Source organism: Pseudomonas coleopterorum, assembly GCF_900105555.1.
Lineage (GTDB): Bacteria > Pseudomonadota > Gammaproteobacteria > Pseudomonadales > Pseudomonadaceae > Aquipseudomonas > Aquipseudomonas coleopterorum.
Genome location: NZ_FNTZ01000001.1, coordinates 4,756,539 through 4,780,189 on the forward strand (window position 1 = coordinate 4,756,539; position 23,651 = coordinate 4,780,189).

A 23,651-nucleotide genomic window follows, 5' to 3' on the forward strand; every position below is an offset into this window, starting at 1 on the left:
CTTGCGATAATCAGCTGTTTGTCTTGAATTGGAGGAGAGTACGAATGCGCAGCTTCAAACGACTCACGTTGGCGAGCGTCATCGCAGGCCTGGTCAGCCTTTCGTCGTTGGCCGCGGCGGCCCCCGCCAGTCTCGATCAGCAATTGCAGGCGGCCCGGCAAGAGGGCTCGATCTGGACAGCATTGGCTTTGAATCGCCAGCTCAACGGCTTCGAATTTGGTGTGAAGGTCGACCAGGGCACCGCTACCCTGACCGGCGCTGTGGAGGACGAAGTGGATCGCGAGCTGGCCGAGCAGGTGGCGCTCAATACCCAAGGTATCGACAAGGTCGATAACCGCCTCACCTTGAATCCGGAGTTGGTTGAGCACGTCAATCAACGGCAGCAGTTCGCGCAACATCTGGAAGACGCCACGCTGACGGCAATCATCAAGTCCAAGCTGCTATGGAACACCAGCACTCAGGCATTGGACATCGTGGTCAGCACGGCTGATGGCGTCGTCACGCTCAAAGGCCAGGCGCAGACGGCCGACGCGAAGCAGTTGGCAGGCACCCTGGCGACCAATACCGATGGTGTCTACCAGGTGAACAATCTGATCAGCCTCGGCGCGGCGGATACGGCTACCACGCGTGCCGAAACCCAGGCGAAGAAAACCGAGGAAGCGCTGAGTGATACATGGGTCACCAGCAAGATCAAGGCGAGTCTGCTACTCAATCGCGATCTCGACGGGCTGAGTATCGATGTGGAGACCCGTACCGGGATGGTCACGCTCAAGGGCGATGTCGCCAGTTCCGAGCAGAAAACCCTGGCGGTAGAGGTTGCGCGCAACATTCGCGGTGTGCGCGGAGTTGATGCCGATCTGCTGAAAATATCCAAGCCGATCATCTGATCGTGCAAATAGCCCGACCTCCACAGGCCCATCGTGCAGGTTGCTATCCAACGGCAATCTGTATTGTCTATAACTAATTGATTTCAAAGGTAATTATCGGGACAAAAAGGTTGGCATGCAGGCTGCAATATCCGTATCAAGATTACACGTACAGCCGCCATCCAAGTTCAAGGAGTTACCGGATGAACCGTCCTCAAGCCGCTAAAGCGTCCGCCCTGTCCCAATCGATGCGCCAAGCATTGTTCCTGGTTCTGGCGGCGCTGATGACGTTGCTGGCGGTTCAGCAGTATGCAAGTTGGGCCGCCTCGCAGCAGCAGGAGCTTCTTCTGCCGCCTCAAGAGCGTCTTGTCGATACGGCTCATCTCAATCCTGCCAGCGCGCAATGGGTGGGCTACAAGCAATCCGGAAACATCGAACGCGTACAAACCAGCGAACCGGTTGAACACATTCGCAGTTGGGTGTTCTGAGCTTGGGTAACGCATCTGATCAACAGATAAAACACGACAAATCGTAAAGGAGATACACCATGCTGAGTTGGGCAGTCACATTCCTGATCATCGCCATCATCGCCGCCGTTCTGGGCTTCGGTGGTATCGCTGGCACCGCAGCAGGCATCGCCAAGATCCTGTTCGTCGTATTCCTGGTGCTGTTCGTCGTTTCGTTCATTTTCGGCCGTCGCGGTCGAGGCTGACCATGACCAGCGTGACCTTCAAGGGTATAGCCATGGCGCTGTCGCTGGTCGGCAGCAGCATGGCGATGGCCGCCAATGACGGTCAGAACCGAGTCAGTGAAATTCTGAGCTCGGGTGCCGAATACCGTGATACCTGGCAGTCAGTGATCAGATCCGAAGAACGCGTCCCGGATTGGATCATCAATCTGTCCGGCGTTTCGACAGAGCAGATGACTGCCGTCGCCGAAGATGGCGACAACTACCTGGTGGGCCCGCTTTGCGAGACCGCCGACAGCTGCAAGAGCGGTCGATTGTTGGTGGCATTCAGCATGGACAAGGAAGATGCCTACGCCTTGTACGTTCAGGTGCCAGCAGGCTTGCCCGCCGACAAATCGCCCACGCGTCACGCGACCTATCGCTTTCTCGGCAAGCCTGATGAAGGCATGCAGCAGATGTTGATGGAACAGTTGAAGAAAGACCCTAACTGGTACTGACTTCCTGATTGACGTGACATGCAGCGCAACCAGCGCAATATGGCGTGGATTTACAGATTGGGCCAGGTCTACCCGGCCCGAATGGTCGGCACTCAGAAGGTGCCGGTCATGACCATGGGGTCGGGTTGTTCTGAATGCAGTTGGTTCGGAGTGACCTAGGGGTACAGGGAGGACCTCCGCACCGGGCCGGGTCAGGCAACAGCTGCTGCGCAAGCCATGTACGACCATTGCGTACTCTGGCTTGCGCAGAGCCTATACAGGCTAACTTGGCTGCCTTTCATCTTGTTTCATACTTTTCCTACGTTCGTGACGGTGTGTTCGGTTTCTCGAACGCAATGGGTCATGCTGCCTTATCAATCCGTTGAAACCTCCCGAATCGCCTGTCGTGGACAGTCGTCTATCCGAACGGAGGCGTTTGCGCGATAAATCCACTCGATTAAATTATGCCGATTCTGCATGGGGTAGTCGTTTCCGGCATTAGACGCTGCTGCAACGCATCGGAATAGTTGCGCCTTTTTTCGTTCGCCAAAGCGCTTCGCTACGGGCGGCGAAGCCTCTACGGAGGGCCGCTCGGTTTCCTCGCGGCGCTCACGAGTTGACTTGGAAAAAGGGTAACGACATGAAGAAGGCAAAACTGAGCCTCGCTTGGCAGATACTCATCGGCTTGGTACTGGGTATCGCACTGGGTGCATTGCTCAATCATTTCAGCGCCGAGAAGGCCTGGTGGATCAGCAACATCCTGCAGCCGGCAGGGGATATCTTCATCCGCCTGATCAAGATGATCGTGATCCCTATTGTGATCTCGTCGCTGATCGTCGGCATCGCCGGGGTTGGTGATGCGAAAAAGCTGGGCCGCATCGGCGTCAAGACCATCCTCTACTTCGAGGTGGTGACGACGGTGGCCATTCTGGTCGGCCTGGGTCTGGCCAATCTGTTCCAGCCCGGTGTGGGCATCGACATGAGTACCCTGGGTACCGTGGACATCTCGCAGTACCAGAAGACTACGGCCGAGGTGCAGCATGACCATGCGTTCGTGGCCACACTTCTCAACCTGATTCCCTCCAATGTGTTCGCCTCGATCGTGCGCGGCGACATGCTGCCGATCATCTTTTTCTCGGTGTTGTTCGGCCTTGGCCTGTCGAGCCTGCCCAGCGAGACACGCGAGCCGTTGGTGAAGGTCTTCCAGGGCGTATCGGAAACCATGTTCAAGGTCACCCACATGATCATGAACTACGCCCCCATCGGGGTCTTCGCCCTGATTGCGGTGACCGTGGCCAACTTCGGCTTCGCTTCGCTGCTGCCCCTGGCCAAACTGGTGGTGCTGGTCTACGTGGCGATCCTGTTCTTCGCCATCGTCGTGCTGGGCCTGATTGCACGCCTGTTCGGCTTTTCGGTCTTCAAGCTGTTCCGGATCTTCAAGGATGAGCTGGTACTGGCGTATTCCACCGCCAGTTCGGAAACCGTACTGCCGCGGGTGATCGAGAAGATGGAAGCCTATGGTGCGCCGAAGGCCATCAGCAGCTTCGTGGTACCGACCGGGTACTCGTTCAACCTCGATGGCTCGACCCTCTATCAAAGCATCGCTGCGCTGTTCATCGCCCAGCTGTATGGCATCGACCTGTCGATCGGGCAACAGCTGATGCTGGTGCTGACCTTGATGGTGACCTCCAAAGGCATCGCCGGCGTGCCGGGCGTATCGTTCGTGGTCCTGCTGGCGACACTGGGCAGTGTCGGCATTCCCCTCGAAGGCCTGGCCTTCATCGCCGGCGTCGACCGCATCATGGACATGGCCCGCACCGCGCTCAACGTGATCGGCAATGCCTTGGCGGTGCTGGTGATCTCGCGCTGGGAAGGCATGTACGACGATGCCAAGGGCGAGCGCTACTGGAACTCCCTGCCGCACTGGCGCAGCAAGGAGCGCGTCGCCTCCTGACACGGCTCGCGCCGCTTCTACATGACACTGTGTGAGCGGGCTCTGCCCGCGAAGGGCCCACAACCGCTCTGCGCACCTCACGCGCACTGTGGGAGCGGGCTCTGCCCGCGAAGGGCTCACAACCGCTCTGCGCACCTCGCGCGCACTGTGGGAGCGGGCTCTGCCCGCGAAGGGCCCACAACCGCTCTGCGCACCTCACGCGCACTGTGGGAGCGGGCTCTGCCCGCGAAGGGCCCACAACCGCTCTGCGCATCTCACGCGCACTGTGGAAGCGGGCTCTGCCCGCGAAGGGCTCATAACCGCTCTGCGCACCTCACGCGCACTGTGGGAGCGGGCTCTGCCCGCGAAGGGCTCACAACCGCTCTGCGCACCTCACGCGCACTGTGGGAGCGGGCTCTGCCCGCGAAGGGCTCACAACCGCTATAGGTGCCTGCCTGTAGCGGTGCAAGCCGCGTCCGGCTTCACGCGAAAATCCTGACACCCCCCACTGCCCTGCGGGGCAGAATCCCACTTCGCTTTGGGCTATCATCCGCGCATCTTCGAATGAGGGAATACCCATGCTGAACGGCCTGTGGCTCAGCTTCTTTCTGATCGCCGCGATCTCGGCCTTCGGCCAATGGCTGGTCGGCGGCAACGCCGGTATCTTCGCCGCCATGGTCGAAAGCCTGTTCGCCATGGCCAAGCTGTCGGTCGAAGTGATGGTCCTGCTGTTCGGCACCCTCACCCTCTGGTTGGGTTTTCTGAAAATCGCCGAGAAGGCAGGTATCGTCGATTGGCTGGCCAAGATCCTCGGACCGCTGTTCAGCCGGCTGATGCCCGAGGTTCCGCGCGGGCATCCGGCACTGGGGCTGATCACCATGAACTTCGCCGCCAATGGCCTGGGCCTGGACAACGCCGCGACGCCCATTGGCCTCAAGGCCATGCGCTCGCTGCAGGAACTCAACCCCAGCGCTACCACGGCAAGCAATGCGCAGATCCTCTTTCTGGTGCTCAACGCCTCGTCGCTGACCCTCCTCCCGGTATCGATCTTCATGTACCGCGCCCAACAAGGCGCCGTGGACCCGACTCTGGTCTTTCTGCCGATCCTGCTGGCCACTTCCGCCGGTACGCTGGTCGGCCTGCTGGCAGTGGCTGTGATGCAGCGCTTGCGCCTCTGGGATCCGGTGGTTCTGGCCTATCTGGTCCCGGGCGCGCTGCTGCTGGGCCTGTTCATGGCGTTTCTGGGCACCCTGTCGGCAACCGCGCTTGCAGGGCTGTCGTCGATCCTGGGCAACCTCACCCTGTTCGGCCTGATCATCCTCTTTCTGGCCATCGGGGCGCTGCGCAAGGTGCAGGTCTACGAAGCATTCGTCGAGGGCGCCAAGGAAGGTTTCGATGTCGCCAAGAGTCTGCTGCCCTACCTGGTCGCCATGCTTTGTGCTGTGGGCGTGCTGCGCGCTTCGGGCGCCCTGGAGCTGGGGTTGGACGGGATTCGCCACCTGGTCCAGTGGCTGGGCATGGACACCCGTTTCGTCGACGCCCTGCCGACCGCACTGGTCAAGCCGTTCTCCGGCAGTGCCGCGCGGGCGATGCTGATCGAAACCATGCAGTCCCACGGCGTGGACAGTTTTGCGGCCCTGGTCGCGGCCACCATTCAAGGCAGTACCGAAACCACCTTCTATGTGCTGGCGGTGTACTTCGGCGCCGTGGGTATCCAGCGCGCCCGCCACGCCGTGGGCTGCGCACTGTTGGCGGACCTGGCCGGGGTCATTGCGGCCATCGTCGTGTGCTACTGGTTCTTCGGCGCCACCGCTGCCTGAGAGGCGTCGTCGGTCACCTTGAAGCGCAATACACCGACGATCTGGCCATCTTCGGTCAGGACCCGCACCTGCCACCTTCCCGCGACATCGTCCGGGAAGTTCTGCTTGTGGCTCCAGGCGCGATAACCTTCCTTGCGTCCGCCGTGGATGTCCAGGGCGATGCGGTCGACTTCCTTACCCTTGTGCTGCCACACGTGGTAGATCCGCTCGTCCAGGCCCCGTGGAGCGTTGATTGCGGTGTAGGCATACAGACCACCACTGCGCAGTTGCGCCGCGCTGACTGTCTCCAGACTGTCCCCGTGAGTGCGGCTACGGTTGTCCAGCTCGGTGGTCACCGCTACCTCCGTCAGCCACAGGGTCGCCGGCGGAACCCAGGAGCGCAGCAGCCACCCGGCGCCGCCGATCATCAGGGTCACCCCCACCAGCGCCACGCCCCGGCGCCAGTGATTGATCGGGAAGCTGACCGCGAGGCTTGGAAAAGCCAGCAGCATGGCGATGGCCAGCGCCAGCTTGAAGCTTTCATCGGTGGTCAGGTGCAGGATGATCGGCAGCGCTGTGAGCAACGCTGCGAACAACGTAAAAGTGTGCAGCGCCATGAAAAGCCAGCGCCGGGGTGCGACCCATTTGTAGTACAGCGGATCGATGATCGACACCAGTCCGGCTAGGGTCAGCAAGCCGGTGAACACCCATTGGCCACTGTTCCATGTGGTGGTGATATAGAAGAAAGGCAGCACGAAGAACAGACTTTCCTGGTGGATCATCTGCGTGGCATAGCGCAGCACCGGCGTTGGTATCTCGCGCTTGAACACCCGTGCGAACAACTGGGTGAAGGTGTTCTCCAGCATCAGCCAGAGCCAGGTCAGCAGCATCAGCACCGCGATCCAGCTGGCCAGCCCCGCCTGTCGATCGACTAGCACGAAGCTGCCGATCCCGGACAGGAAACCGCCCAGCGCGATCACGCCCGGATAGCGTTTGATAAGGTCGATGAGTCGCTGGACGAAGTACGGCATGGTCTTCCACAAAAAAAAGGCAAAGAAACGGCAACCAGCAGACGGCTCCGGCAGGGCTCAGTGTCGTTTGGCGCGACGCCGCCAGACGATCAGCACCACCAGCAACAGTGCCAGGCCGATCAACACGGCCCAGGCAAGCTGATAGAACTGGTCATAGCTGAGCAGCGGTTTTTCCACACGCATGTACCCCGGCTTGCTGAGCAGCTGGCGCAATGCAGTATTGGCGTCTTCCACGGTGACCTGCCCCAACTGCCGTGCCGGGCTGGCAAAGCGGCCGTCGGTATAGTCGGCCAGTGCTCCCCAATAGTAGTCGGCCAAGGCAATGTTGCCTTGTGCCGCCCATGCTTGCCGGGCAATCGCCAGGTTCTTGAGACGCTTGAAGGTCACAGCGTCCACACCGCTGTCGCGCAGACGCGCGACCATCTGCCCCATGACCAGACCTGCCTGACCGATATCGGCCTGGTCCACCGCGGCATTCAGGCTCAACAGGCCGCTGTCGCCATACGACTCGCGGGCCACCCAGGGCCCATACGACAATCCGTGAGCCAGTCGCAGTTCGCGGTACAGCTCCCATTCCAGATAACTTTGCAGCAGGTCCAGCGTCGCCGGGTGTACGGTATCCAGCACCGGTTCGAGGAAATACAGGTGAAGCGTGGCGTCGTCGCCCAGCCAGCCGCGTATCAGGTCGGCCTGCGGCTCGGCTTCGTGGGTGACTGAACGAAGATCCTGATGATCGCTGGGCTCGACCGCGTCCAGCGCGCCCCAGGTCCGCTCCAGATAGGCGGGCAACAGCTTATCCAGGCCTCCGACGACGATCAGGCTCATGTTGTTCGGTGCATACCAGTTCTGCCGAACCTCACGCACCTGTTCCAGGGTCAGATCGGTGACTTCCGCAGGCTGGGGACACTTGAGCCCCAACTCGATGGCCAACTGGCTGCTGGCATTGCTGTCCTGAGCTGGCTTGTCGAGCAGGTGCTGCAGGTGGGAGTAATGGGTGCCATCTTCGTGCTCGATGATGCGCTTGGTGCTTGCCAGGACGTTGTCATCGATTCTGGTCTGGGTAATGGCGGCCAGCAGGAGGTCGAGCACCTTGCGCTGATTGCGCGCCGGTGCTTCGATCACGAAAGTGGTGTCGGCACTGCTGGTAAAGGCATTCCATTCGCCGCCCAGCGCTTGCATGCGCTCTTCGAGGCCGCCTTCGCCATGCTCGTCGATGCCGCTGAACAGCAGGTGCTCGAGCAGGTGGGGCAATTCCTGATCGGCGCAGGAGAAGTCGTCGAAACCCACGCCGACGACCAGGCGGATGGAAACATGGGCGCGTTCGTCGCCAGGCTTGAGCAGCAGTTGCAAGCCATTGGGCAGCAGATAGCCCTCAACCTGGAAACGGTCCAGCGCCAAGGCTTCACGGCCGGCGCACAACAGCGCCGCTGCCAGAAGCCACAGGCACAACAGGCGGCGCTGTGTACCTGGAGCGCTTTTCACCCGCTCGTGCATGAATCCCTTCCATCGAAATCGGCCAAGTCAATGGAACAGACTCCCCGACCGGCGAGTCGTTCATAGCACATTGCTGGCCATCACTGCGTGCCGCGAGGGCAGCACGCAGCTCTGCAGGCTCAGGACTCTTCCTGAGACTCGCGACGCTTGCGCGCGATAGCGGTACGCATCTTGATGTTGATCGCTTCCACGGCCAGGGAGAAGGCCATGGCGAAATACACGTAACCCTTGGGCACATGCACATCGAAGGCTTCGGCGATCAGTACGGTACCGACCACCAGCAGGAACGACAGTGCCAGCATCTTCAACGACGGGTGCTGATCGATGAAGCGGCTGATGGTGCCCGAGGCGACCATCATCACCAACACCGCGACGATGATCGCAGCGACCATGACCGGCACATGGGACACCATGCCGACCGCGGTGATGACCGAATCCAGCGAGAACACGATGTCGATGATGGCGATCTGAATGATGGTGTAGATGAAATTGCCGCCCTTGCCTGCAACTTCGTCCCCGCCCTCTTCTTCACCTTCCATGCCGTGGTAGATCTCTTGCGAGCTTTTCCACAGCAGGAACAGGCCACCGAAGAACAGAATCAGATCACGCCCGGAGATGCCCTGGCCGAACACCACGAACAGGTCGGCGGTCAGGCGCATGACCCAGGTGATCGAAAGCAGCAGCAGGATACGGGTGACCATCGCCAGCGCCAGGCCGAAGATTCGCGTACGCGCCTGCATGTGCTTGGGCATGCGGCTCACCAGGATCGAGATCATGATGATGTTGTCGATGCCCAGCACGATTTCCAGTGCTGTCAGGGTCAAGAAAGCAACCCAGATTTCCGGGTTGGTGAACCATTCCATGTGAAGTCCTTCGTGTTGGAGGCCAGGGCGAGGCAAGGCCGGAGACTACGGCGCCGCTGCCTGTGAATGGCAGCGGCGCAACGTCATCCGGCCTGGTCCGCGAATAAGATTTATAGACTGCTGAACAGAGGAAAGATCCCCATGGCCAGTGCGGCGAACATTATGCACAGGCAAACCAGTACTGCCCACTTGAGGGTGAAGCGCTGGTGGTCACCGAACTCGATACCGGCCAGGGCCACCAGCAGGTAGGTCGAGGGAACCAGCGGGCTGAGCAGGTGCACTGGCTGTCCGACGATCGAGGCACGCGCCATTTCGACCGGCGAGATACCGTAGTGCGCAGCCGCTTCGGCCAGTACCGGCAGGACGCCATAGTAGAAGGCATCGTTCGACATGAAAAAGGTGAACGGCATGCTCACCAACGCGGTGATCACGGCCAGGTACGGGCCCATGGCATCCGGAATCACGGCCAGCAGGCTCTTGGACATGGCGTCGACCATGCCGGTACCGGTCAGGATACCGGTAAAGATACCCGCGGCGAAGATCAACCCGACCACGGCCAGAACGCTGCCGGAGTGAGCGGCAACACGTGCCTTCTGCGCTTCCAGGCACGGGTAGTTGACGATCATGGCGATACTGAACGCGATCATGAACAGCACCGGCAGCGGCAGCAGGCCCATGATCAAGGTCACCATCAACAGCAGGGTCAAGCCGCCGTTGAACCAGATCAATTTGGGCCGGCGCGCGTCCGGGTACTGCGAGACGCTGATCTCGCTGTGGTCTATTTCATCGCCTTGCAAATGCAGCTCGCCCAGGCGAACGCGCTCGCGCTTGCCGTACATGTAGGCAATCACCAGGATGGCGATGACGCCGAACGCCATGGCCGGGATCATCGGCACGAAGATGTCCGAAGGGTCGACATGCAAGGCGCTGGCGGCACGTGCGGTGGGACCACCCCACGGCGTCATGTTCATGACCCCGCCTGCCAGGATGATCAAGCCGGCCATGATCCTCGGGCTCATGCCGATGCGCTGGTACAGCGGCAGCATGGCCGCCACGCAGATCATGTAGGTGGTCGCGCCGTCACCGTCCAGCGAAACGATCAGTGCCAGCACGGCGGTACCGACCGAGACTTTCAGCGGGTCGCCCTTGACCAGCTTGAGGATCTTGCGCACTGCCGGGTCGAACAAACCCGAATCGATCATCAGTGCGAAATACAGGATGGCGAACATCAGCATCACGCCGGTCGGCGCAAGCTTGGTAATGCCCGCAAGCATCATCGGGCCGATTTCCGGTGCGAAACCACCGAACAGAGCGAACAGGATAGGCACGATGATCAAGGCGATCAGCGCGGAAAGGCGCTTGGTCATGATCAGGAACATGAACGTGATGACCATGGCAAAGCCAAGGAATGTCAGCATGGGAATACTCCAGGCACAGCGCGGCTAAGGACGAAGAACGATAGGTTCAGCGAAGAATGGCAAGAGCCGGGAGTATGGGAAGGGAGGCACTACGGGTAGGGATCATCAAGGACATCGGTTTCACCATTGTTGTTGTTCAAGAGGCCGAAAGCGCATCTGGATGCTGCTTTCTGGCCGGCCGGTCTTACGCCGGGGGTGAGTCGATGCTAAGTCGGCAAGCTTTCAACAACCTTTCGCCATTCAAAACGATACAATTGAACACAAATCAATCCCCTCAACGACACACCGTCCCTTTGAGAAAACTCTCTACCCGTAACGCACACCTCCCCTGTGGGAGCGGGCTCTGCCCGCGAAGAGGCCCTCAAGGCAACACCAACCCCCCCGCCGCCTTGTGCAATTCACGCAGATGCTCCCCCACCTGCTTGAGATTCGCTTCGGTGGCCGCAATTTCCCTGGCCCGCTCAGGCGTCAACAGCGCCCTCACCTCTTTGTCCAGACCGGTACTCAGGCGCTGCAGCTGTTGCTGACGCTGACTGCTTTCCGATTCCAGGCGCTGCCACTCCGCCGTCTGCGGCAAACCGTAGCCACCGTTGTCGAGCAACTCCGCCGGTCGGCTGAGAAATCCGCTGTTGGCCAGGATCTCCTGCAGCATCTGGTTGGCATTGGCCACACTACCGTCGCCCAGCTCGCGAGCACCCAGGTAGCGCTGCTTCACTTCCTCCTGGGCCAACAGCAACTGACGTCGGTAACTGGCCTGCTCCAGCAACAGCAGCGCGGCACTGGTGCGCAGATCGGCCTGGGCAAACCAGGGTTGCCGCTGCTGCGCGCTCTGCTCCAGCCACGCTTCGACGCTTTGCTGCGGAATCGGCAGATGCTTGCGCAGCACCTCGAACATGGCCTGATAGCGATCGCGATACGAATCGAACCGATAACCCAGGCGCAGTGCCTCGCGCGGATCATCCAGTACGCTGCCATCGGCCAGCCCGCGGCCTTCCAGAACTTCGAGCAATCCGTTGGGCAAGATGCTGTCGATACCCTGCAAGCGCGGATCATGCGTACCACTGCGCAGCAGCTTGAGGTTTTCCACCGCACAGTTGTTGGACAGAAAGTAGTAGCTGCCGTCGTAGCTCCAATGCATTTCGGCCGCATGGCGCACCAGCGACTCGATCTCCGGCCGATCCAGCTTCAGCGGCACCGAAGCCAGGCTGCGCAGCTCGGTCTTGGTGTATTCGTCGATCACCTGCGACAACGGCAACACGAACAGCCGCGAGGGGTATTGCCCCATCAGCCCGCCCCAGGTGGAAAGCTGCACGTCGTTGACGAACGCGCGGTAGGACAACACCAGATGCTGCTCCAGATCCAGACGACAGTCCGGGCCACGCGGCCGCCCCGGTGCGCAGATGACCAGGCGCAGCATGCTGTGCCCCCAGCGGCTGGCCAGGTTCTGATTGGCCTCGGCCAGCAGGTAGTCCACCGCATAGACCCGTTCAGGATCGATCTTGCCCAGCGGCGTCTTGGCAAAGTCGCTGCCCGCATTCAGGTACGGCAGGCCTTGGGCACAGCTTTGCTGGCGTGCGGGCGCCCAGTCGAACCGCGCCTTGAAATATTCGAACAGTGCCGGACGACGGCAGGCATAGGTCGGGTCGAGCAGGAAATACTCCATGTTCACCGCAACGAATTCCTTCGGACTGCTCACCTCATAGATATCAGGGCTGCGCACGATCTGACGGTTCTGCTCTTCACGCTCACCACGGCGCCCGACATATTGCTGCCAGCCAGCCAGGTCCAACAGGCGTGGATCGTCGCTCAGGGTGAAGCGGCGGGTCGTCTGGCCACGGCACTCATCGGGCAGGCCCACCTTGCCCAGGCTTGCATCCTGTCGGCCGCAGCGGCTGACCAAAGTGCGCTCGGCAGGTGTCCAGAGGCGCGCGCGGTCGTAGATATGGGTCAGCTCGTGAAGCATGGTGGCCAGCAGCTCCTCGCGCACCGTGCCGTGGGGACGATTGGTCCGCCGCTGGGCCGAAGAGCCGTCGGCCAGTCCTTGCAGCTGGTTGAGGTTCAACTCAAGGCTCGAGACCAGGGAGGCCTGACCATAGGCATTGTCGGGCATGCGCGACGACCAGCTGACGTCGATCCGGCGGTCCAGTTGCTCGACGAAGCGCGGCGGCAATGCAGCCATCGCATCGTCGAGCAGTGCTTGGCTGGCATCGGCCTGTCGTGCGTCCAGCCCGCTGCGATCAAGGACCAACTGCAAGCCGGCCGTGGCCTGCGCCGTCGTCAGCAGAAGGCCTGCCGCCAGCAGCCAGCTGGTCAATCGTCTCACAGTGCGAGAATGGCTTCGGCAAGGTCCTGGTCACTGGCGCTGCGCGCCTGTGGAACGCGTTCGCGCAGCGTATTGAAAGCCGCCTCCAGTTGGGCGCCACGAATATCGCCCTGGCTGGCCACATAGCTGGCCGCATCGTCCCGGGCTTCCAGGACCACCTTGGAGTCACGGATCGAAGTGGTGGTGTCGGACGTGAAATCGATCGATCGGCCGAATGCACGAACGATGATATTACTGGTGGCCACGACAGTTTGGGCCTGGGCCACATCGGCCAGCAAGAACAGGCCGAGGGTAGCGGCAATCAGCGGGGTACGCATGGAGCTTCTCCGTAATACGAGGTGTCTATTGGACGAGTATCGCCTGCGCCAGTTCAAGGTCGCTGGCAGCAATTTGTGGGTGCTTCTGGCGAATGCTCGCCAGAGCCGCCTGCAGCCGTGCCCCACGGCATCGCCCGCTGCTGGCGACGAAGCACGCAGCATCGTCACGGGCAGACAGGATCAACTTGCGATCGAAGGGGGCCGTCGTGACCTTGCTGGTCACATACAAGGTGATCACCGATGACTGCAGACTCACGTCGAAGGCCGCAGCCGACGACGCCCAGATGACGAGAATCAGTGGCAAATAACGCATCAGGCTTCAGATGTCGAGCGATTGGGCCGGCAAGGCTAGCCCAACGTGGGTCCGAGAACCACCCGCGATGAGCAGGCTGCAGCAGCCTGTCGCATTCTTCATCTGCGGGAGGTACCCGTTGCAGAGCATCAGATGGCCAGAATGGCCTGGGCCAGTTGCGCGTCGCTGGCCTGCATCTGCGGGGCGACCTTGCGGATGTGGGCAAAAGCGCTTTCCAGCTTGGCACCGCGAATATCGCCCTGGCTGGCGACGAAGCTCGCCGCATCGTCCCGCGCTTCACGTACGATCTTGTTGTCGCGCAGCGAGGAAGACAGGTCAGAGGTTGCATTGGTCGATGCATTGACCCCACGGACCAGTGCATCGGTCGTGACGACGAAGCTTGAAGCCTGCGCGCCGCTGGCCAGAGCCAACAATACGGCGGCACCCAACAGATGATTACGGGACATGATGGATCTCCAGATCAAGGCGAAGTTTGAGCGCTATGAAGCTTATTAGAGCGCCTCGAAGCTTCGGGCGCCAGCACTCCGACCATCCGGCGCCAGCGATGATTCAACTGTTATGGTCTTTAATCATAATCATATAACTGTATCTGTCAGCTTTCGTGCAGGCAAAAAAAACCCGTCAGCGTTGACCGCGACGGGCTTTTTTAGAATTCGTTGCTGGTTCGGCCTTCAGGCTCTGTCACCAGCGCGGCGTTGCATCAACGCCAGAACGGCTTGCTCAACTCTTCGCAACGCTGGGCTTCGCTGATACCGGCATCGGCCAGCAGACGAGCATCCAGACGAGCCAGTTGATGGCGGCTGGCGATACGGCGCTGCCAAAGCATCAGGTTGGCGAAAAAGCGCAGAGGAGCCGAAGTTTGAGCGGTTTTGGTGTTGGCCTGGAACAGGTCGGAACTGAGGGTACGTTCCATGATGTACATCCTTCCGCTTGTGGCGGGGCTGAGTAGTGGTTTATCTGGTAACCATTTTCCATGCTCCGTGTCCAGAACAGTAGGCACAGTTCACCTGTATTGTGTGCGGTCAGTTGACTGTTAAACCCAACTGTCTTGCTCTGGAATGAGGCAACTGTACGGGTCTGCCCTCAAGTAGTGCATTTTAGCTCGATTTGCATTCGCTCCAGGCAAACCGACCTCGATTTTTACCCGTACAGTAGTACAGTTTACGCTTCTTGCTGCTGAGTCCAGACATTACTCCCAAGAACTGTATTGCATCACAGTGAAACTGTGCGCTTCAGCTCGCCAACATGCGCCCGGTCTCTTCCAGGTTGATGTGCCATTGCAGTGCCTCCCGCAAGACATGAGGCGTATGGCCGCCACGCAGGCATGCTTGATCGAAATAGTGCTGCAGTGCCTCGCGATACTGCGGGTGAACACAGTTGTCGATGACCGCCTGCGCCCGCTCTCGGGGTGCCAGGCCGCGCAAATCCGCCAGCCCCTGCTCGGTCACCAGGATATCGACGTCGTGTTCGCTGTGGTCGACATGGCTGACCATGGGTACGACGCTGGAAACTGCACCACCCTTGGCAATCGATTTGGTGACGAAGATGGCCAGGTGGGCGTTGCGCGCAAAATCACCCGACCCGCCGATGCCGTTCATCATCCGGGTGCCGCAGACATGGGTAGAATTCACGTTGCCGTACAGGTCGAACTCCAGCGCAGTGTTGATACCGATGATGCCCAGGCGTCGAATCACCTCCGGGTGATTGGAAATCTCCTGCGGACGCAGCACCAGGCGCGATTTGTATCGTTCGAAGTGGCTGAAAACTTCCGCATGCTTGCGTGCCGACAAGGTCATGGAGCTGCCCGAAGCGAACGCCAGCTTGCCGGCATCGAACAGGTCGAAGGTCGAGTCCTGCAGCACTTCGGAGTACATCGTCAAGTTGTCGAACGGTGAATCCAGCAGGCCGTGCATCACCGCATTGGCGATGGTGCCGATGCCCGCCTGCAACGGCATGAGGCTGTTGGTCAAACGCCCTGCGTCGACCTCGCTCTTGAAAAAGTCCACCAGATGCCCCGCGATCGCCTGGGTATCGTCGTCCGGTGGCAGCACAGTCGATGGTGAGTCGGCCTGCTGGCTGATGACGATGGCGCTGATCTTCGCCGGGTCGATCTGCACTGCGCAGCGGCCGATGCGGGTATCGGCGCTCAACACCGGGATCGGCAGGCGTGTGGGCCGATAGCTGGGAATATAAATGTCGTGCAGGCCTTCCAGCTCCAATGGCTGCGCCAGGTTGATCTCGACGATCACCTGTTCGGCCAGGATCGCGAAACTTGCCGAGTTGCCCACCGACGTACTGAGCACCAGATGCCCTTCCTCGGTAATGGCGACGCATTCGATGACGGCCAGGTCGACGGCCTTGATCTGGCGGTTGCGCAACTGTTCCACGGTATCGGACAGATGCTGGTCGATGAACATCACCGAGCCGGCATTGATGGCCTTGCGCAAGGTGCTGTCGACCTGGAATGGCATGCGCCGGGCCAGCACGCCAGCTTCGGTCAACTGCTTGTCCAGGTCATTACCCAGGCTGGCGCCAGTCATCAGGCTGATCTTGAGCGGTGTGCGCAGCGCGCGTTCCGCCAGCGCCTGGGGAACGGCCTTGGCCTCCCCGGCACGGGTGAAGCCACTCATGCCCACGGTCATGCCATCTTCGATCAGTTCAGCCGCCTGGGCGGCGCTCATTATCTTGTCCTGCAAGGAAGCCAGGCGAATACGGTCAGCGTGCATGTTCATTATCCCGAGAAGCGAAACGCGTGCTGCGCAGTCTAGTGAATGCGGGCAGTCGCGTCCTGCGACCAAAGTCGCATCAACCGCTCTATTCCGGGCCTTTTTCCGTAAAACACTTTTACCGTGGATGCAAAAAACCCCGCCATGGGCGGGGTTTACAGTTTACGGCGTGACACTTGGCGCGGCCTTTACTCCACAGCTTTGACCATGTCTTCGATGACTTTCTTGGCATCGCCGAAGACCATCATGGTCTTGTCCAGGTAGAACAGCTCGTTGTCCAAACCGGCGTAGCCGCTGGCCATCGAGCGCTTGTTGACAATGATGGTCTTGGCTTTGAACGCTTCAAGGATCGGCATCCCCGCAATGGGTGATTTCGGATCGTTCTTGGCCGCCGGGTTGACCACGTCGTTGGCGCCGAGCACCAGCACCACGTCGGCCTGGCCGAACTCGGAGTTGATGTCGTCCATCTCGAAGACCTGGTCATAAGGCACTTCGGCCTCGGCCAGCAGCACGTTCATGTGCCCGGGCATACGTCCGGCCACCGGATGGATCGCATATTTGACGGTCACGCCGGCGTGGGTCAGTTTCTCCGTCAGCTCCTTGAGCGCATGCTGCGCGCGGGCCACGGCCAGGCCATAGCCAGGCACGATGATCACGGTGTCGGCGTTGGTCAGCAGGAACGTGGCATCGTCCGCCGAACCCGATTTCACTGGTCGTGCTTCCTTGGCGCCCGCCGGGCCTGCATCCGCAACCGCGCCGAAGCCACCGCCAATGACGTTGAAGAACGAACGGTTCATCGCCTTGCACATGATGTAGGACAGAATCGCACCACTGGAACCCACCAGCGAACCGGCAATGATCAGCATCGAGTTGTTCAGCGAGAATCCGATGCCCGCTGCAGCCCAGCCCGAATAGCTGTTGAGCATGGACACCACCACCGGCATGTCGGCCCCGCCGATCGGGATGATCAACAGCACACCCAGGACGAACGCCAGGGCCAGCATCAGGCCAAAGGCGGCATAGCTGCCCGTGAACATGAAGATCAGACCACACAGCAAGGTACCCAGGCCGATCAGCAGATTGAGCTTGTGCTGGCCGGCAAACTGTACGGGCGCGCCCTGGAACAGGCGGAACTTGTATTTGCCGGACAGCTTGCCGAAGGCAATCACCGAGCCGGAAAAGGTGATGGCGCCAATCGCTGCGCCCAGGAACAGTTCCAGGCGGTTACCAGTTGGAATCGCGTCACCCAGGTGCGCGACGATGCCCAGCGATTGCGGCTCGACCACGGCGGCGATAGCGATGAACACTGCCGCCAGACCGATCATGCTGTGCATGAAGGCCACCAGCTCTGGCATCTTGGTCATTTCCACGCGCTTGGCCATGATCGACCCAGCGGTACCGCCCACCAGCAGACCGACCAGCACGTAGCCGATGCCGGCGGTTGCCAGTTCTGCGCCCAGCTTGTAGATCAGGCCGACAGTGGTGAGCACCGCAAGGGTCATGCCCAGCATGCCGAACAGGTTGCCGCGTCGCGACGTGGTCGGATGGGACAGACCCTTCAACGCCTGGATGAAGCACACCGATGCCACCAGATAAAGAAGCGTAACCAAATTCATGCTCATTGTTTGGACGCCTCATCCTTCACTTTCGGGGCTTTCTTCTTGAACATCTCCAGCATCCGCCGGGTTACCAGGAACCCGCCGAATACGTTCACCGCTGCCAGCGCCACGGCCAGGGTGCCCATGGTCTTGCCCAGAGGCGTCACGGTCAGCGCTGCGGCGAGCATCGCACCGACGATGACAATGGCCGAAATGGCGTTGGTCACGGCCATCAGGGGTGTGTGCAGCGCAGGTGTCACGTTCCAGACCACGTGATAGCCGACATAGATGGCCAGCACGAAAATGATCAGGTTGTAGATACCGTGGGAGATCAGCATGTCTTCCATTTGTAGTGTCCTCAGCCGTTCTTGCGCACGATCTGGCCATCGCGGCACATCAGGCACGCGGCGACGATGTCGTCTTCCAGGTTGATGGTGAACTGCCCTTCCTTGTCGAACAGCAGCTTCATGAAATCCAGCAGGTTGCGGGCATACAGCGCCGAGGCGTCGGCACCCACCTGCGCCGGCAGGTTGGTCGGCCCGACGATGGTCACGCCGTTATGCACCACCACCTGATCGGCCACGGTCAGTGGGCAGTTACCGCCCTGCAGGGCTGCGAGGTCGATCACCACCGAGCCGGGCTTCATCTGTGCCACCGTTTCGGCACTGAGCAACGTAGGCGCCTTGCGCCCCGGAATCAGCGCAGTGGTGATGACGATGTCGGCCTGCTTGGCCCGCTCGTGAACCGCCTGCGCCTGACGCTGCATCCAGCTGGCAGGCATGGGCCGGGCGTAACCCCCCGTGCCTTCGGCGCATTCGCGTTCCTCGTCGGTTTCATACGGCACATCGATGAACTTCGCCCCCAGCGATTCGATCTGCTCCTTCACCGCAGGACGTACGTCCGAGGCCTCGATCACCGCACCCAGGCGCTTGGCCGTGGCGATGGCCTGCAGCCCCGCCACACCGGCACCCAGAATCAGCACCCGTGCCGCCTTGACGGTACCGGCTGCGGTCATCAGCATCGGCATGAACCGTGGGTAGTGATGCGCCGCCAGCAGCACTGACTTGTAGCCGGCGATGTTGGCTTGCGAAGACAGCACGTCCAGGCTCTGCGCACGGGACGTACGAGGCGCTGCCTCGAGGGCGAAAGCACTGATGCCCCGCTCCGCCATCTTGGTGATCAACTCGTTGTTGAACGGGTTGAGCATGCCCAGCAGCACCGTACCGGTGCTCATCTGCAACAGTTCTGTGTCGTTGGGGGGGTTGACCTTAAGCACCAACTGCGTGGCAAGCACCTGGGCCGCGCTGCCAATGATCGCGCCAGCGGCCTCATAGGCACCGTCGGTCACGCTCGCGCGCACGCCTGCGCCACTTTCAACCGTCACCACATGGCCCTGAGCGACCAGCTTCTTGATGGTCTCCGGGGTGGCGGCTACACGTGTCTCGCCCTGCTGCGTTTCGAGAGGAACACCAATGTGCACGTTATATCTCCTGCTGGATCTTCTTCCTGGTCGTACCCAAGCACTGGCAATGGCTCATTCTGCGATGGCCCATCAGCACGATACCGCCTGAAAACGGCGGGCCGCGGCATTTTGCAGGCCCCGACGAGCGGCTTCAACAGGTTGTGGAGCGATACACGCAAAGCACTACAAGTCACGCTGTGACCGAATGTCACAGCGGTAGGCCTCAAAGCCTTCTAGATCGGGAGTTACAGCGATGACCGGAGGCGTTGAAATATTTTGCGAAATATCTGGAGGGTAGAGATTGATCAGCGTCAAAAACACGCCATAGTCAGGCAGTGCGAAGGCTGGCGCGGAGAATTCGCCATTTTCCCTATGTTTCAGAAACGCGCCAAAAACATATATCTGTAGGGTTTTTCAAGGTACCACTACGGATTGTCAGCGATGCTGCCGCCCTTCCATTGCGTGATAATCCTGCGCCTGCTGCATCAGCCAATCGCGAAAAACCCGCAGCGATCCCAACTCGCGATGCCTGTCCGGCACGGCCAGGTAATAGGCTTTGGAACTGGTCAGCTCGTGGGGATTGGCAACGACCAGGCTGCCCTCGCGCAACTCCCGCTGGATCAGAAACGGAGGAATGAGGGCAATCCCCATTTCATGTACCGCTGCCTGAGCCAGCATGGAGAACAGCTCATAGCGCGGACCGCTCAGATCACGCGGCACGTTAATGTCCAGGCTGGCAAACCACTGTCGCCATGCATAGGGACGAGTGCTCTGCTGCAGCAGCGCAAGTTCGGCGATGCGGGCCGGCGTCAATGCCAACTGCCCTTGCAGAAGCGCCGGACTGCACACGGGAACGGGATGCTCTTCCATCAGTCTGCTGGTCTGCGTGCCCGGCCAGTCACCGTCCCCGAAGTAGATCGCCGCATCGAAGTCGGTGTCGGCGAACAGGAAAGGCCGAGTCCGGTTGGTCAGGTGGACCGTGATCTGCGGGTTATGCCGCTGGAAATCCTTCAGCCGCGGCAGCAGCCATTGGGTACCGAAAGTCGGCACCACGGCCAGCTCCAGGGTACTGGCGCCCTGCTGACCCATCACCGCCAGCGTCTCGCGCTCCACGGCATCGAGTTGCGCGGCCACCCGGCGGCTGTACGACAATCCCGCTTCGGTCAGCTTCACGCCCCGCTTGGAGCGTCGAAACAGGCGCACATCGAGAAACGCTTCGAGATTGGCAATCTGCCTGCAGACTGCCCCCTGCGTCAGGAACAGCTCCGCAGACGCCTTGGTGAAGCTTCCATGGCGCGCCGCCGCCTCGAAGCAGATCAGTGCGGCCGTACTGGGTATTCGTCTGCGCATGTAACCGTTCCTCACTCAAGTCCCGGCGCTGTGCACCATGGCCCACTTACGAAGTGAGAAATTATCACAAGCCCATGCGTAATCCTGCTTTGTCCGCCAGGTCGCACCGGCCTAATCTGCAGATATACCGCTTTCTAGAGGATGGACACATGGCAAGCTTCAACTGGATCGACCCGCTGCTGCTGGACCAGCAACTTACCCAGGAAGAGCGCATGGTGCGCGACAGTGCGGAGCAATACGCGCAGGACAAACTCATGCCGCGTGTCCTGGAGGCCTTTCGTCATGAAACCACCGATCCCTCCATCTTTCGCGAAATGGGCGAGATGGGTCTGCTCGGCGCCACCATCCCGGAAGAATTCGGCGGCAGTGGTCTCAACTACGTCTGCTATGGCCTGATCGCCCGTGAGGTCGAGCGCGTAGATTCCGGCTACCGCTCGATGATGAGCGTGCAGTCGTCATTGGTGATGGTTCCAATCAATGAATTCGGCACTCAAGCGCAAAAGCAGAAATACCTGCCCAAACTGGCCAGTGGCGAGTGGATCGGCTGCTTCGGCCTGACCGAGCCCGACCACGGCTCCGATCCAGGCGCCATGGTTACACGGGCGCGCAAGGTCGACGGCGGCTACCGCATGAGCGGCAGCAAGATGTGGATCACCAACAGCCCGATTGCCGACGTGTTCGTGGTGTGGGCCAAGGACGATGCGGGTGACATCCGCGGCTTCATTCTGGAAAAAGGCTGGGCCGGCCTCAGCGCACCCGCCATTCACGGCAAGGTAGGCCTGCGCGCCTCCATCACCGGTGAAATCGTCATGGACAACGTGTTCGTCCCGGAAGAAAACATGTTTCCCGATGTGCGTGGTCTCAAGGGGCCGTTCACTTGCCTCAACTCCGCGCGTTACGGCATCTCTTGGGGGGCGTTGGGGGCAGCGGAATTCTGCTGGCATACCGCTCGACAGTACACCCTGGATCGCCAGCAGTTCGGCCGCCCGCTCGCCGCCAACCAACTCATCCAGAAGAAGCTGGCCGACATGCAGACCGAGATCACCCTCGCCTTGCAAGGCTGCCTGCGCCTGGGTCGGATGAAAGACGAAGGCACCGCGGCCTTCGAGATCACCTCGATCATGAAGCGCAACTCCTGCGGCAAATCCCTGGACATCGCACGCATGGCCCGAGACATGCTCGGCGGCAACGGGATCTCCGATGAGTTCGGCATTGCCCGCCATCTGGTCAACTTGGAGGTGGTCAATACCTACGAAGGCACCCACGACGTGCACGCCTTGATCCTGGGGCGTGCGCAAACCGGCCTGCAAGCCTTCTATTGACAGGAGGTCATCATGGGCGCGCTTTCGCATCTTCGTGTACTCGATCTGTCGCGAGTGCTGGCCGGGCCTTGGGCAGGTCAGATCCTCGCCGACCTCGGCGCCGAGGTCATCAAGGTCGAACGTCCAGGCCGCGGTGACGACACCCGAGCCTGGGGACCGCCGTTCCTGGCGGATCAGGCAGGCAACAGCACCGGTGAAGCCGCCTATTACCTGGCGGCCAATCGCAACAAGCGCTCGGTCACCATCGACTTTACTCGGTCCGAGGGGCAACAGCTGGTCCGCGAGCTGGCTGCGAACTCCGACATTCTCATCGAGAACTTCAAGGTCGGCGGTCTGGCTGCGTATGGGCTGGACTATGCGTCACTCAGCGCCGTGAATCCGCAACTGATCTACTGCTCGATCACCGGTTTCGGCCAGACCGGCCCCTATGCCACCCGCCCAGGATACGACTTCATGGTGCAAGGCATGGGCGGCCTGATGAGCCTCACCGGCAAGGCCGATGGCGATCCTGGTGCCGGGCCTGCCAAGGTGGGCGTCGCTCTGACTGACATCCTGACCGGTCTGTATTCCACCGTCGCCATACTGGCTGCATTGGCGCATCGCGACAAAGGTGGCGGTGGCCAGCAGATCGACATGGCCCTGCTGGACGTGCAGGTAGCCTGTCTGGCCAACCAGGCCATGAACTACCTCACCACAGGGGTCGCGCCTGGGCGCTTGGGCAATGCCCATCCAAACATCGTGCCCTACCAGGATTTTCCTACAGCCGACGGCGATTTCATCCTGACGGTGGGCAACGATAGCCAGTTCGCCAAATTCGCCCAGGTGGCCGGCCATCCCGAATGGGCCACCGACCCCCGTTTCGCCTCCAACCAGCAGCGGGTCGCCAATCGCACGCAGCTGATCCCCTTGATCCGGCAGGCGACGGTGTTCAAGACGACCCAGCAGTGGGTCACCGAACTCGAAGTGGCTGGCGTGCCCTGCGGTCCGATAAACGATCTGGCCCAGGTGTTCGCCGACCCCCAGGTGCTTGCCAGGGGGCTGGCCATTGAACTGAAACATCCTCTGGCGGGCACCCTCCCCATGGTCGCCAGCCCACTACGGCTGAGCGCCAGTCCCGTGGAGTACCGACATGCGCCTCCTTTGCTGGGCGAGCATACCCAAGAAGTCCTGCAGCAGCTGTTAAACATGGATGCCCAGACCTATGACCAACTCCACGCCGCAGGCGTGGTGTAGTGCTGCTTCTATATAGGAGCAGCACGTGAGCAAGGTTTATGACAGTTTTCTGAATTGGGGGTTGACGGCAGATTTCAAGTGTCTATAATTCGCCCCACTTCCGGCGCAGCCGAAACGATAAACGCCTTGTTAATCAATGAGTTAGTCGTTAAGGCAGTGAGGAAGTGCTTCGATCTTCAAGTTCGGAGGCGGCGAAAAGGCAGTTGACAGCGGTTTGAAACGCTGTAGAATTCGCCTCCCGCTAACGAGTGATCGAAGCGAGTCAAGTGTTTGAAGTTGTTCAGGTTTCTGGAAAAATACTTCGAAATAAACGCTTGACAGAATATGAGGCTAGCGTAGAATGCGCGCCTCGGTTGAGACGAAAGAATCAACCCACCGCTCTTTAACAATTGAATCAAGCAATTCGTGTGGGTGCTTGTGAGTTAAGACTGTTAGTCAA

The 23,651-nt window shown here is 60.4% G+C and carries 22 protein-coding genes; 8 read left to right on the forward strand and 14 right to left on the reverse strand.

The window, feature by feature from the left end:
- Window positions 1-44 precede the first annotated feature (44 nt).
- The 6 genes from BLV18_RS21475 to BLV18_RS21500 all read left to right on the forward strand — a co-directional run bounded on the left by BLV18_RS21475 (window position 45) and on the right by BLV18_RS21500 (window position 5,783).
- On the forward strand, window positions 45-887 hold the full coding sequence (locus BLV18_RS21475; protein WP_049860525.1) for a BON domain-containing protein: 843 nt from the start codon (window positions 45-47) through the stop codon (window positions 885-887).
- A 182-nt stretch (window positions 888-1,069) separates the two neighbouring features.
- Window positions 1,070-1,354 carry a hypothetical protein gene (locus tag BLV18_RS21480; protein ID WP_090361807.1) on the forward strand — a complete coding sequence of 95 codons (285 nt, stop codon included), beginning with the start codon at window positions 1,070-1,072 and terminating at the stop codon, window positions 1,352-1,354.
- 59 nt (window positions 1,355-1,413) lie between these two features.
- The gene (locus tag BLV18_RS21485; protein WP_043191899.1) at window positions 1,414-1,578 is read left to right on the forward strand and encodes a DUF1328 domain-containing protein; all 165 of its coding nucleotides are present in this window, start codon (window positions 1,414-1,416) and stop codon (window positions 1,576-1,578) included.
- A gap of 2 nt (window positions 1,579-1,580) precedes the next feature.
- Complete coding sequence (locus tag BLV18_RS21490; protein WP_090361810.1) at window positions 1,581-2,051, forward strand: inhibitor of vertebrate lysozyme family protein; 471 nt, start codon at window positions 1,581-1,583, stop codon at window positions 2,049-2,051.
- Window positions 2,052-2,670: 619 nt separating this feature from the next.
- Window positions 2,671-3,984, forward strand: coding sequence for a glutamate/aspartate:proton symporter GltP (gene gltP / locus BLV18_RS21495; RefSeq protein WP_056844900.1), 1,314 nt, complete (start codon window positions 2,671-2,673; stop codon window positions 3,982-3,984).
- Window positions 3,985-4,541: 557 nt separating this feature from the next.
- On the forward strand, window positions 4,542-5,783 hold the full coding sequence (locus BLV18_RS21500) for a nucleoside recognition domain-containing protein (protein ID WP_049860529.1): 1,242 nt from the start codon (window positions 4,542-4,544) through the stop codon (window positions 5,781-5,783).
- Here BLV18_RS21500 and BLV18_RS21505 read toward each other — a convergent pair.
- The 14 genes from BLV18_RS21505 to BLV18_RS21570 all read right to left on the reverse strand — a co-directional run bounded on the left by BLV18_RS21505 (window position 5,753) and on the right by BLV18_RS21570 (window position 20,657).
- Entirely contained in the window at window positions 5,753-6,793 is a 1,041-nt protein-coding gene (locus BLV18_RS21505) for a DUF5924 family protein (protein WP_090361813.1), read from the reverse strand. The two genes, BLV18_RS21500 and BLV18_RS21505, sit on opposite strands and share 31 nt — an antisense overlap.
- Window positions 6,794-6,850: 57 nt before the next feature.
- Window positions 6,851-8,287, reverse strand: coding sequence for a M16 family metallopeptidase (locus tag BLV18_RS21510; protein WP_090361816.1), 1,437 nt, complete (start codon window positions 8,285-8,287; stop codon window positions 6,851-6,853).
- Between the two features lie 119 nt (window positions 8,288-8,406).
- Window positions 8,407-9,150, reverse strand: a complete 744-nt coding sequence (locus BLV18_RS21515) for a TerC family protein (RefSeq protein WP_049860531.1) — start codon at window positions 9,148-9,150, stop codon at window positions 8,407-8,409.
- Between the two features lie 110 nt (window positions 9,151-9,260).
- Window positions 9,261-10,568 carry a CitMHS family transporter gene (locus BLV18_RS21520; RefSeq protein WP_049860532.1) on the reverse strand — a complete coding sequence of 436 codons (1,308 nt, stop codon included), beginning with the start codon at window positions 10,566-10,568 and terminating at the stop codon, window positions 9,261-9,263.
- 361 nt (window positions 10,569-10,929) lie between these two features.
- On the reverse strand, window positions 10,930-12,891 hold the full coding sequence (locus BLV18_RS21525) for a DUF7844 domain-containing protein (protein ID WP_090361819.1): 1,962 nt from the start codon (window positions 12,889-12,891) through the stop codon (window positions 10,930-10,932).
- The gene (locus BLV18_RS21530) at window positions 12,888-13,208 is read right to left on the reverse strand and encodes a DUF2388 domain-containing protein (protein WP_049860534.1); all 321 of its coding nucleotides are present in this window, start codon (window positions 13,206-13,208) and stop codon (window positions 12,888-12,890) included. The genes BLV18_RS21525 and BLV18_RS21530 overlap by 4 nt, the downstream gene beginning before the upstream one ends.
- A 25-nt stretch (window positions 13,209-13,233) precedes the next feature.
- Window positions 13,234-13,521: a DUF2388 domain-containing protein gene (locus BLV18_RS21535; protein WP_043191882.1), complete on the reverse strand. Its 288-nt coding sequence runs from the start codon at window positions 13,519-13,521 to the stop codon at window positions 13,234-13,236.
- A 128-nt stretch (window positions 13,522-13,649) separates the two neighbouring features.
- The gene (locus tag BLV18_RS21540) at window positions 13,650-13,967 is read right to left on the reverse strand and encodes a DUF2388 domain-containing protein (RefSeq protein WP_043191880.1); all 318 of its coding nucleotides are present in this window, start codon (window positions 13,965-13,967) and stop codon (window positions 13,650-13,652) included.
- Between the two features lie 254 nt (window positions 13,968-14,221).
- On the reverse strand, window positions 14,222-14,434 hold the full coding sequence (locus BLV18_RS21545; RefSeq protein ID WP_049860536.1) for a DUF1127 domain-containing protein: 213 nt from the start codon (window positions 14,432-14,434) through the stop codon (window positions 14,222-14,224).
- A gap of 319 nt (window positions 14,435-14,753) precedes the next feature.
- Entirely contained in the window at window positions 14,754-16,247 is a 1,494-nt protein-coding gene (locus BLV18_RS21550) for a succinyl-CoA:acetate CoA-transferase ScpC (RefSeq protein ID WP_090361824.1), read from the reverse strand.
- A gap of 188 nt (window positions 16,248-16,435) precedes the next feature.
- Window positions 16,436-17,869, reverse strand: coding sequence for an NAD(P)(+) transhydrogenase (Re/Si-specific) subunit beta (locus BLV18_RS21555; protein WP_056844905.1), 1,434 nt, complete (start codon window positions 17,867-17,869; stop codon window positions 16,436-16,438).
- Window positions 17,866-18,192, reverse strand: coding sequence for an NAD(P) transhydrogenase subunit alpha part 2 (locus BLV18_RS21560; RefSeq protein WP_043191874.1), 327 nt, complete (start codon window positions 18,190-18,192; stop codon window positions 17,866-17,868). The genes BLV18_RS21555 and BLV18_RS21560 overlap by 4 nt, the downstream gene beginning before the upstream one ends.
- 11 nt (window positions 18,193-18,203) lie before the next feature.
- The gene (locus BLV18_RS21565; RefSeq protein ID WP_090361826.1) at window positions 18,204-19,325 is read right to left on the reverse strand and encodes a Re/Si-specific NAD(P)(+) transhydrogenase subunit alpha; all 1,122 of its coding nucleotides are present in this window, start codon (window positions 19,323-19,325) and stop codon (window positions 18,204-18,206) included.
- A 417-nt stretch (window positions 19,326-19,742) separates the two neighbouring features.
- The gene (locus BLV18_RS21570; protein WP_090361829.1) at window positions 19,743-20,657 is read right to left on the reverse strand and encodes a LysR family transcriptional regulator; all 915 of its coding nucleotides are present in this window, start codon (window positions 20,655-20,657) and stop codon (window positions 19,743-19,745) included.
- Between the two features lie 149 nt (window positions 20,658-20,806).
- On the opposite strand from BLV18_RS21570, the gene BLV18_RS21575 reads away from it, so the two are divergent.
- Both BLV18_RS21575 and BLV18_RS21580 read left to right on the forward strand, forming a co-directional pair.
- Window positions 20,807-21,979 (forward strand): acyl-CoA dehydrogenase, encoded by a 1,173-nt coding sequence (locus BLV18_RS21575; RefSeq protein ID WP_090361832.1) that lies wholly within the window; start codon window positions 20,807-20,809, stop codon window positions 21,977-21,979.
- A gap of 9 nt (window positions 21,980-21,988) precedes the next feature.
- Window positions 21,989-23,212: a CaiB/BaiF CoA transferase family protein gene (locus tag BLV18_RS21580; RefSeq protein WP_208598900.1), complete on the forward strand. Its 1,224-nt coding sequence runs from the start codon at window positions 21,989-21,991 to the stop codon at window positions 23,210-23,212.
- The last annotated feature ends 439 nt before the right edge of the window (window positions 23,213-23,651 follow it).

What these genes read in the sequence shown, in the direction of transcription:
- BLV18_RS21540 (WP_043191880.1), bottom strand. Translation starts at nt 13,967, where the DNA reads ATGTCCCGTAATCATCTGTTGGGTGCCGCCGTATTGTTGGCTCTGGCC.
- BLV18_RS21535 (WP_043191882.1), bottom strand. Translation starts at nt 13,521, where the DNA reads ATGCGTTATTTGCCACTGATTCTCGTCATCTGGGCGTCGTCGGCTGCG.
- BLV18_RS21550 (WP_090361824.1), bottom strand. Translation starts at nt 16,247, where the DNA reads ATGCACGCTGACCGTATTCGCCTGGCTTCCTTGCAGGACAAGATAATG.
- BLV18_RS21575 (WP_090361832.1), top strand. Translation starts at nt 20,807, where the DNA reads ATGGCAAGCTTCAACTGGATCGACCCGCTGCTGCTGGACCAGCAACTT.
- BLV18_RS21500 (WP_049860529.1), top strand. Translation starts at nt 4,542, where the DNA reads ATGCTGAACGGCCTGTGGCTCAGCTTCTTTCTGATCGCCGCGATCTCG.
- BLV18_RS21555 (WP_056844905.1), bottom strand. Translation starts at nt 17,869, where the DNA reads ATGAGCATGAATTTGGTTACGCTTCTTTATCTGGTGGCATCGGTGTGC.
- BLV18_RS21485 (WP_043191899.1), top strand. Translation starts at nt 1,414, where the DNA reads ATGCTGAGTTGGGCAGTCACATTCCTGATCATCGCCATCATCGCCGCC.
- BLV18_RS21480 (WP_090361807.1), top strand. Translation starts at nt 1,070, where the DNA reads ATGAACCGTCCTCAAGCCGCTAAAGCGTCCGCCCTGTCCCAATCGATG.
- BLV18_RS21530 (WP_049860534.1), bottom strand. Translation starts at nt 13,208, where the DNA reads ATGCGTACCCCGCTGATTGCCGCTACCCTCGGCCTGTTCTTGCTGGCC.
- BLV18_RS21515 (WP_049860531.1), bottom strand. Translation starts at nt 9,150, where the DNA reads ATGGAATGGTTCACCAACCCGGAAATCTGGGTTGCTTTCTTGACCCTG.
- gltP (WP_056844900.1), top strand. Translation starts at nt 2,671, where the DNA reads ATGAAGAAGGCAAAACTGAGCCTCGCTTGGCAGATACTCATCGGCTTG.
- BLV18_RS21545 (WP_049860536.1), bottom strand. Translation starts at nt 14,434, where the DNA reads ATGGAACGTACCCTCAGTTCCGACCTGTTCCAGGCCAACACCAAAACC.
- BLV18_RS21505 (WP_090361813.1), bottom strand. Translation starts at nt 6,793, where the DNA reads ATGCCGTACTTCGTCCAGCGACTCATCGACCTTATCAAACGCTATCCG.
- BLV18_RS21510 (WP_090361816.1), bottom strand. Translation starts at nt 8,287, where the DNA reads ATGCACGAGCGGGTGAAAAGCGCTCCAGGTACACAGCGCCGCCTGTTG.
- BLV18_RS21475 (WP_049860525.1), top strand. Translation starts at nt 45, where the DNA reads ATGCGCAGCTTCAAACGACTCACGTTGGCGAGCGTCATCGCAGGCCTG.
- BLV18_RS21570 (WP_090361829.1), bottom strand. Translation starts at nt 20,657, where the DNA reads ATGCGCAGACGAATACCCAGTACGGCCGCACTGATCTGCTTCGAGGCG.
- BLV18_RS21490 (WP_090361810.1), top strand. Translation starts at nt 1,581, where the DNA reads ATGACCAGCGTGACCTTCAAGGGTATAGCCATGGCGCTGTCGCTGGTC.
- BLV18_RS21520 (WP_049860532.1), bottom strand. Translation starts at nt 10,568, where the DNA reads ATGCTGACATTCCTTGGCTTTGCCATGGTCATCACGTTCATGTTCCTG.
- BLV18_RS21560 (WP_043191874.1), bottom strand. Translation starts at nt 18,192, where the DNA reads ATGGAAGACATGCTGATCTCCCACGGTATCTACAACCTGATCATTTTC.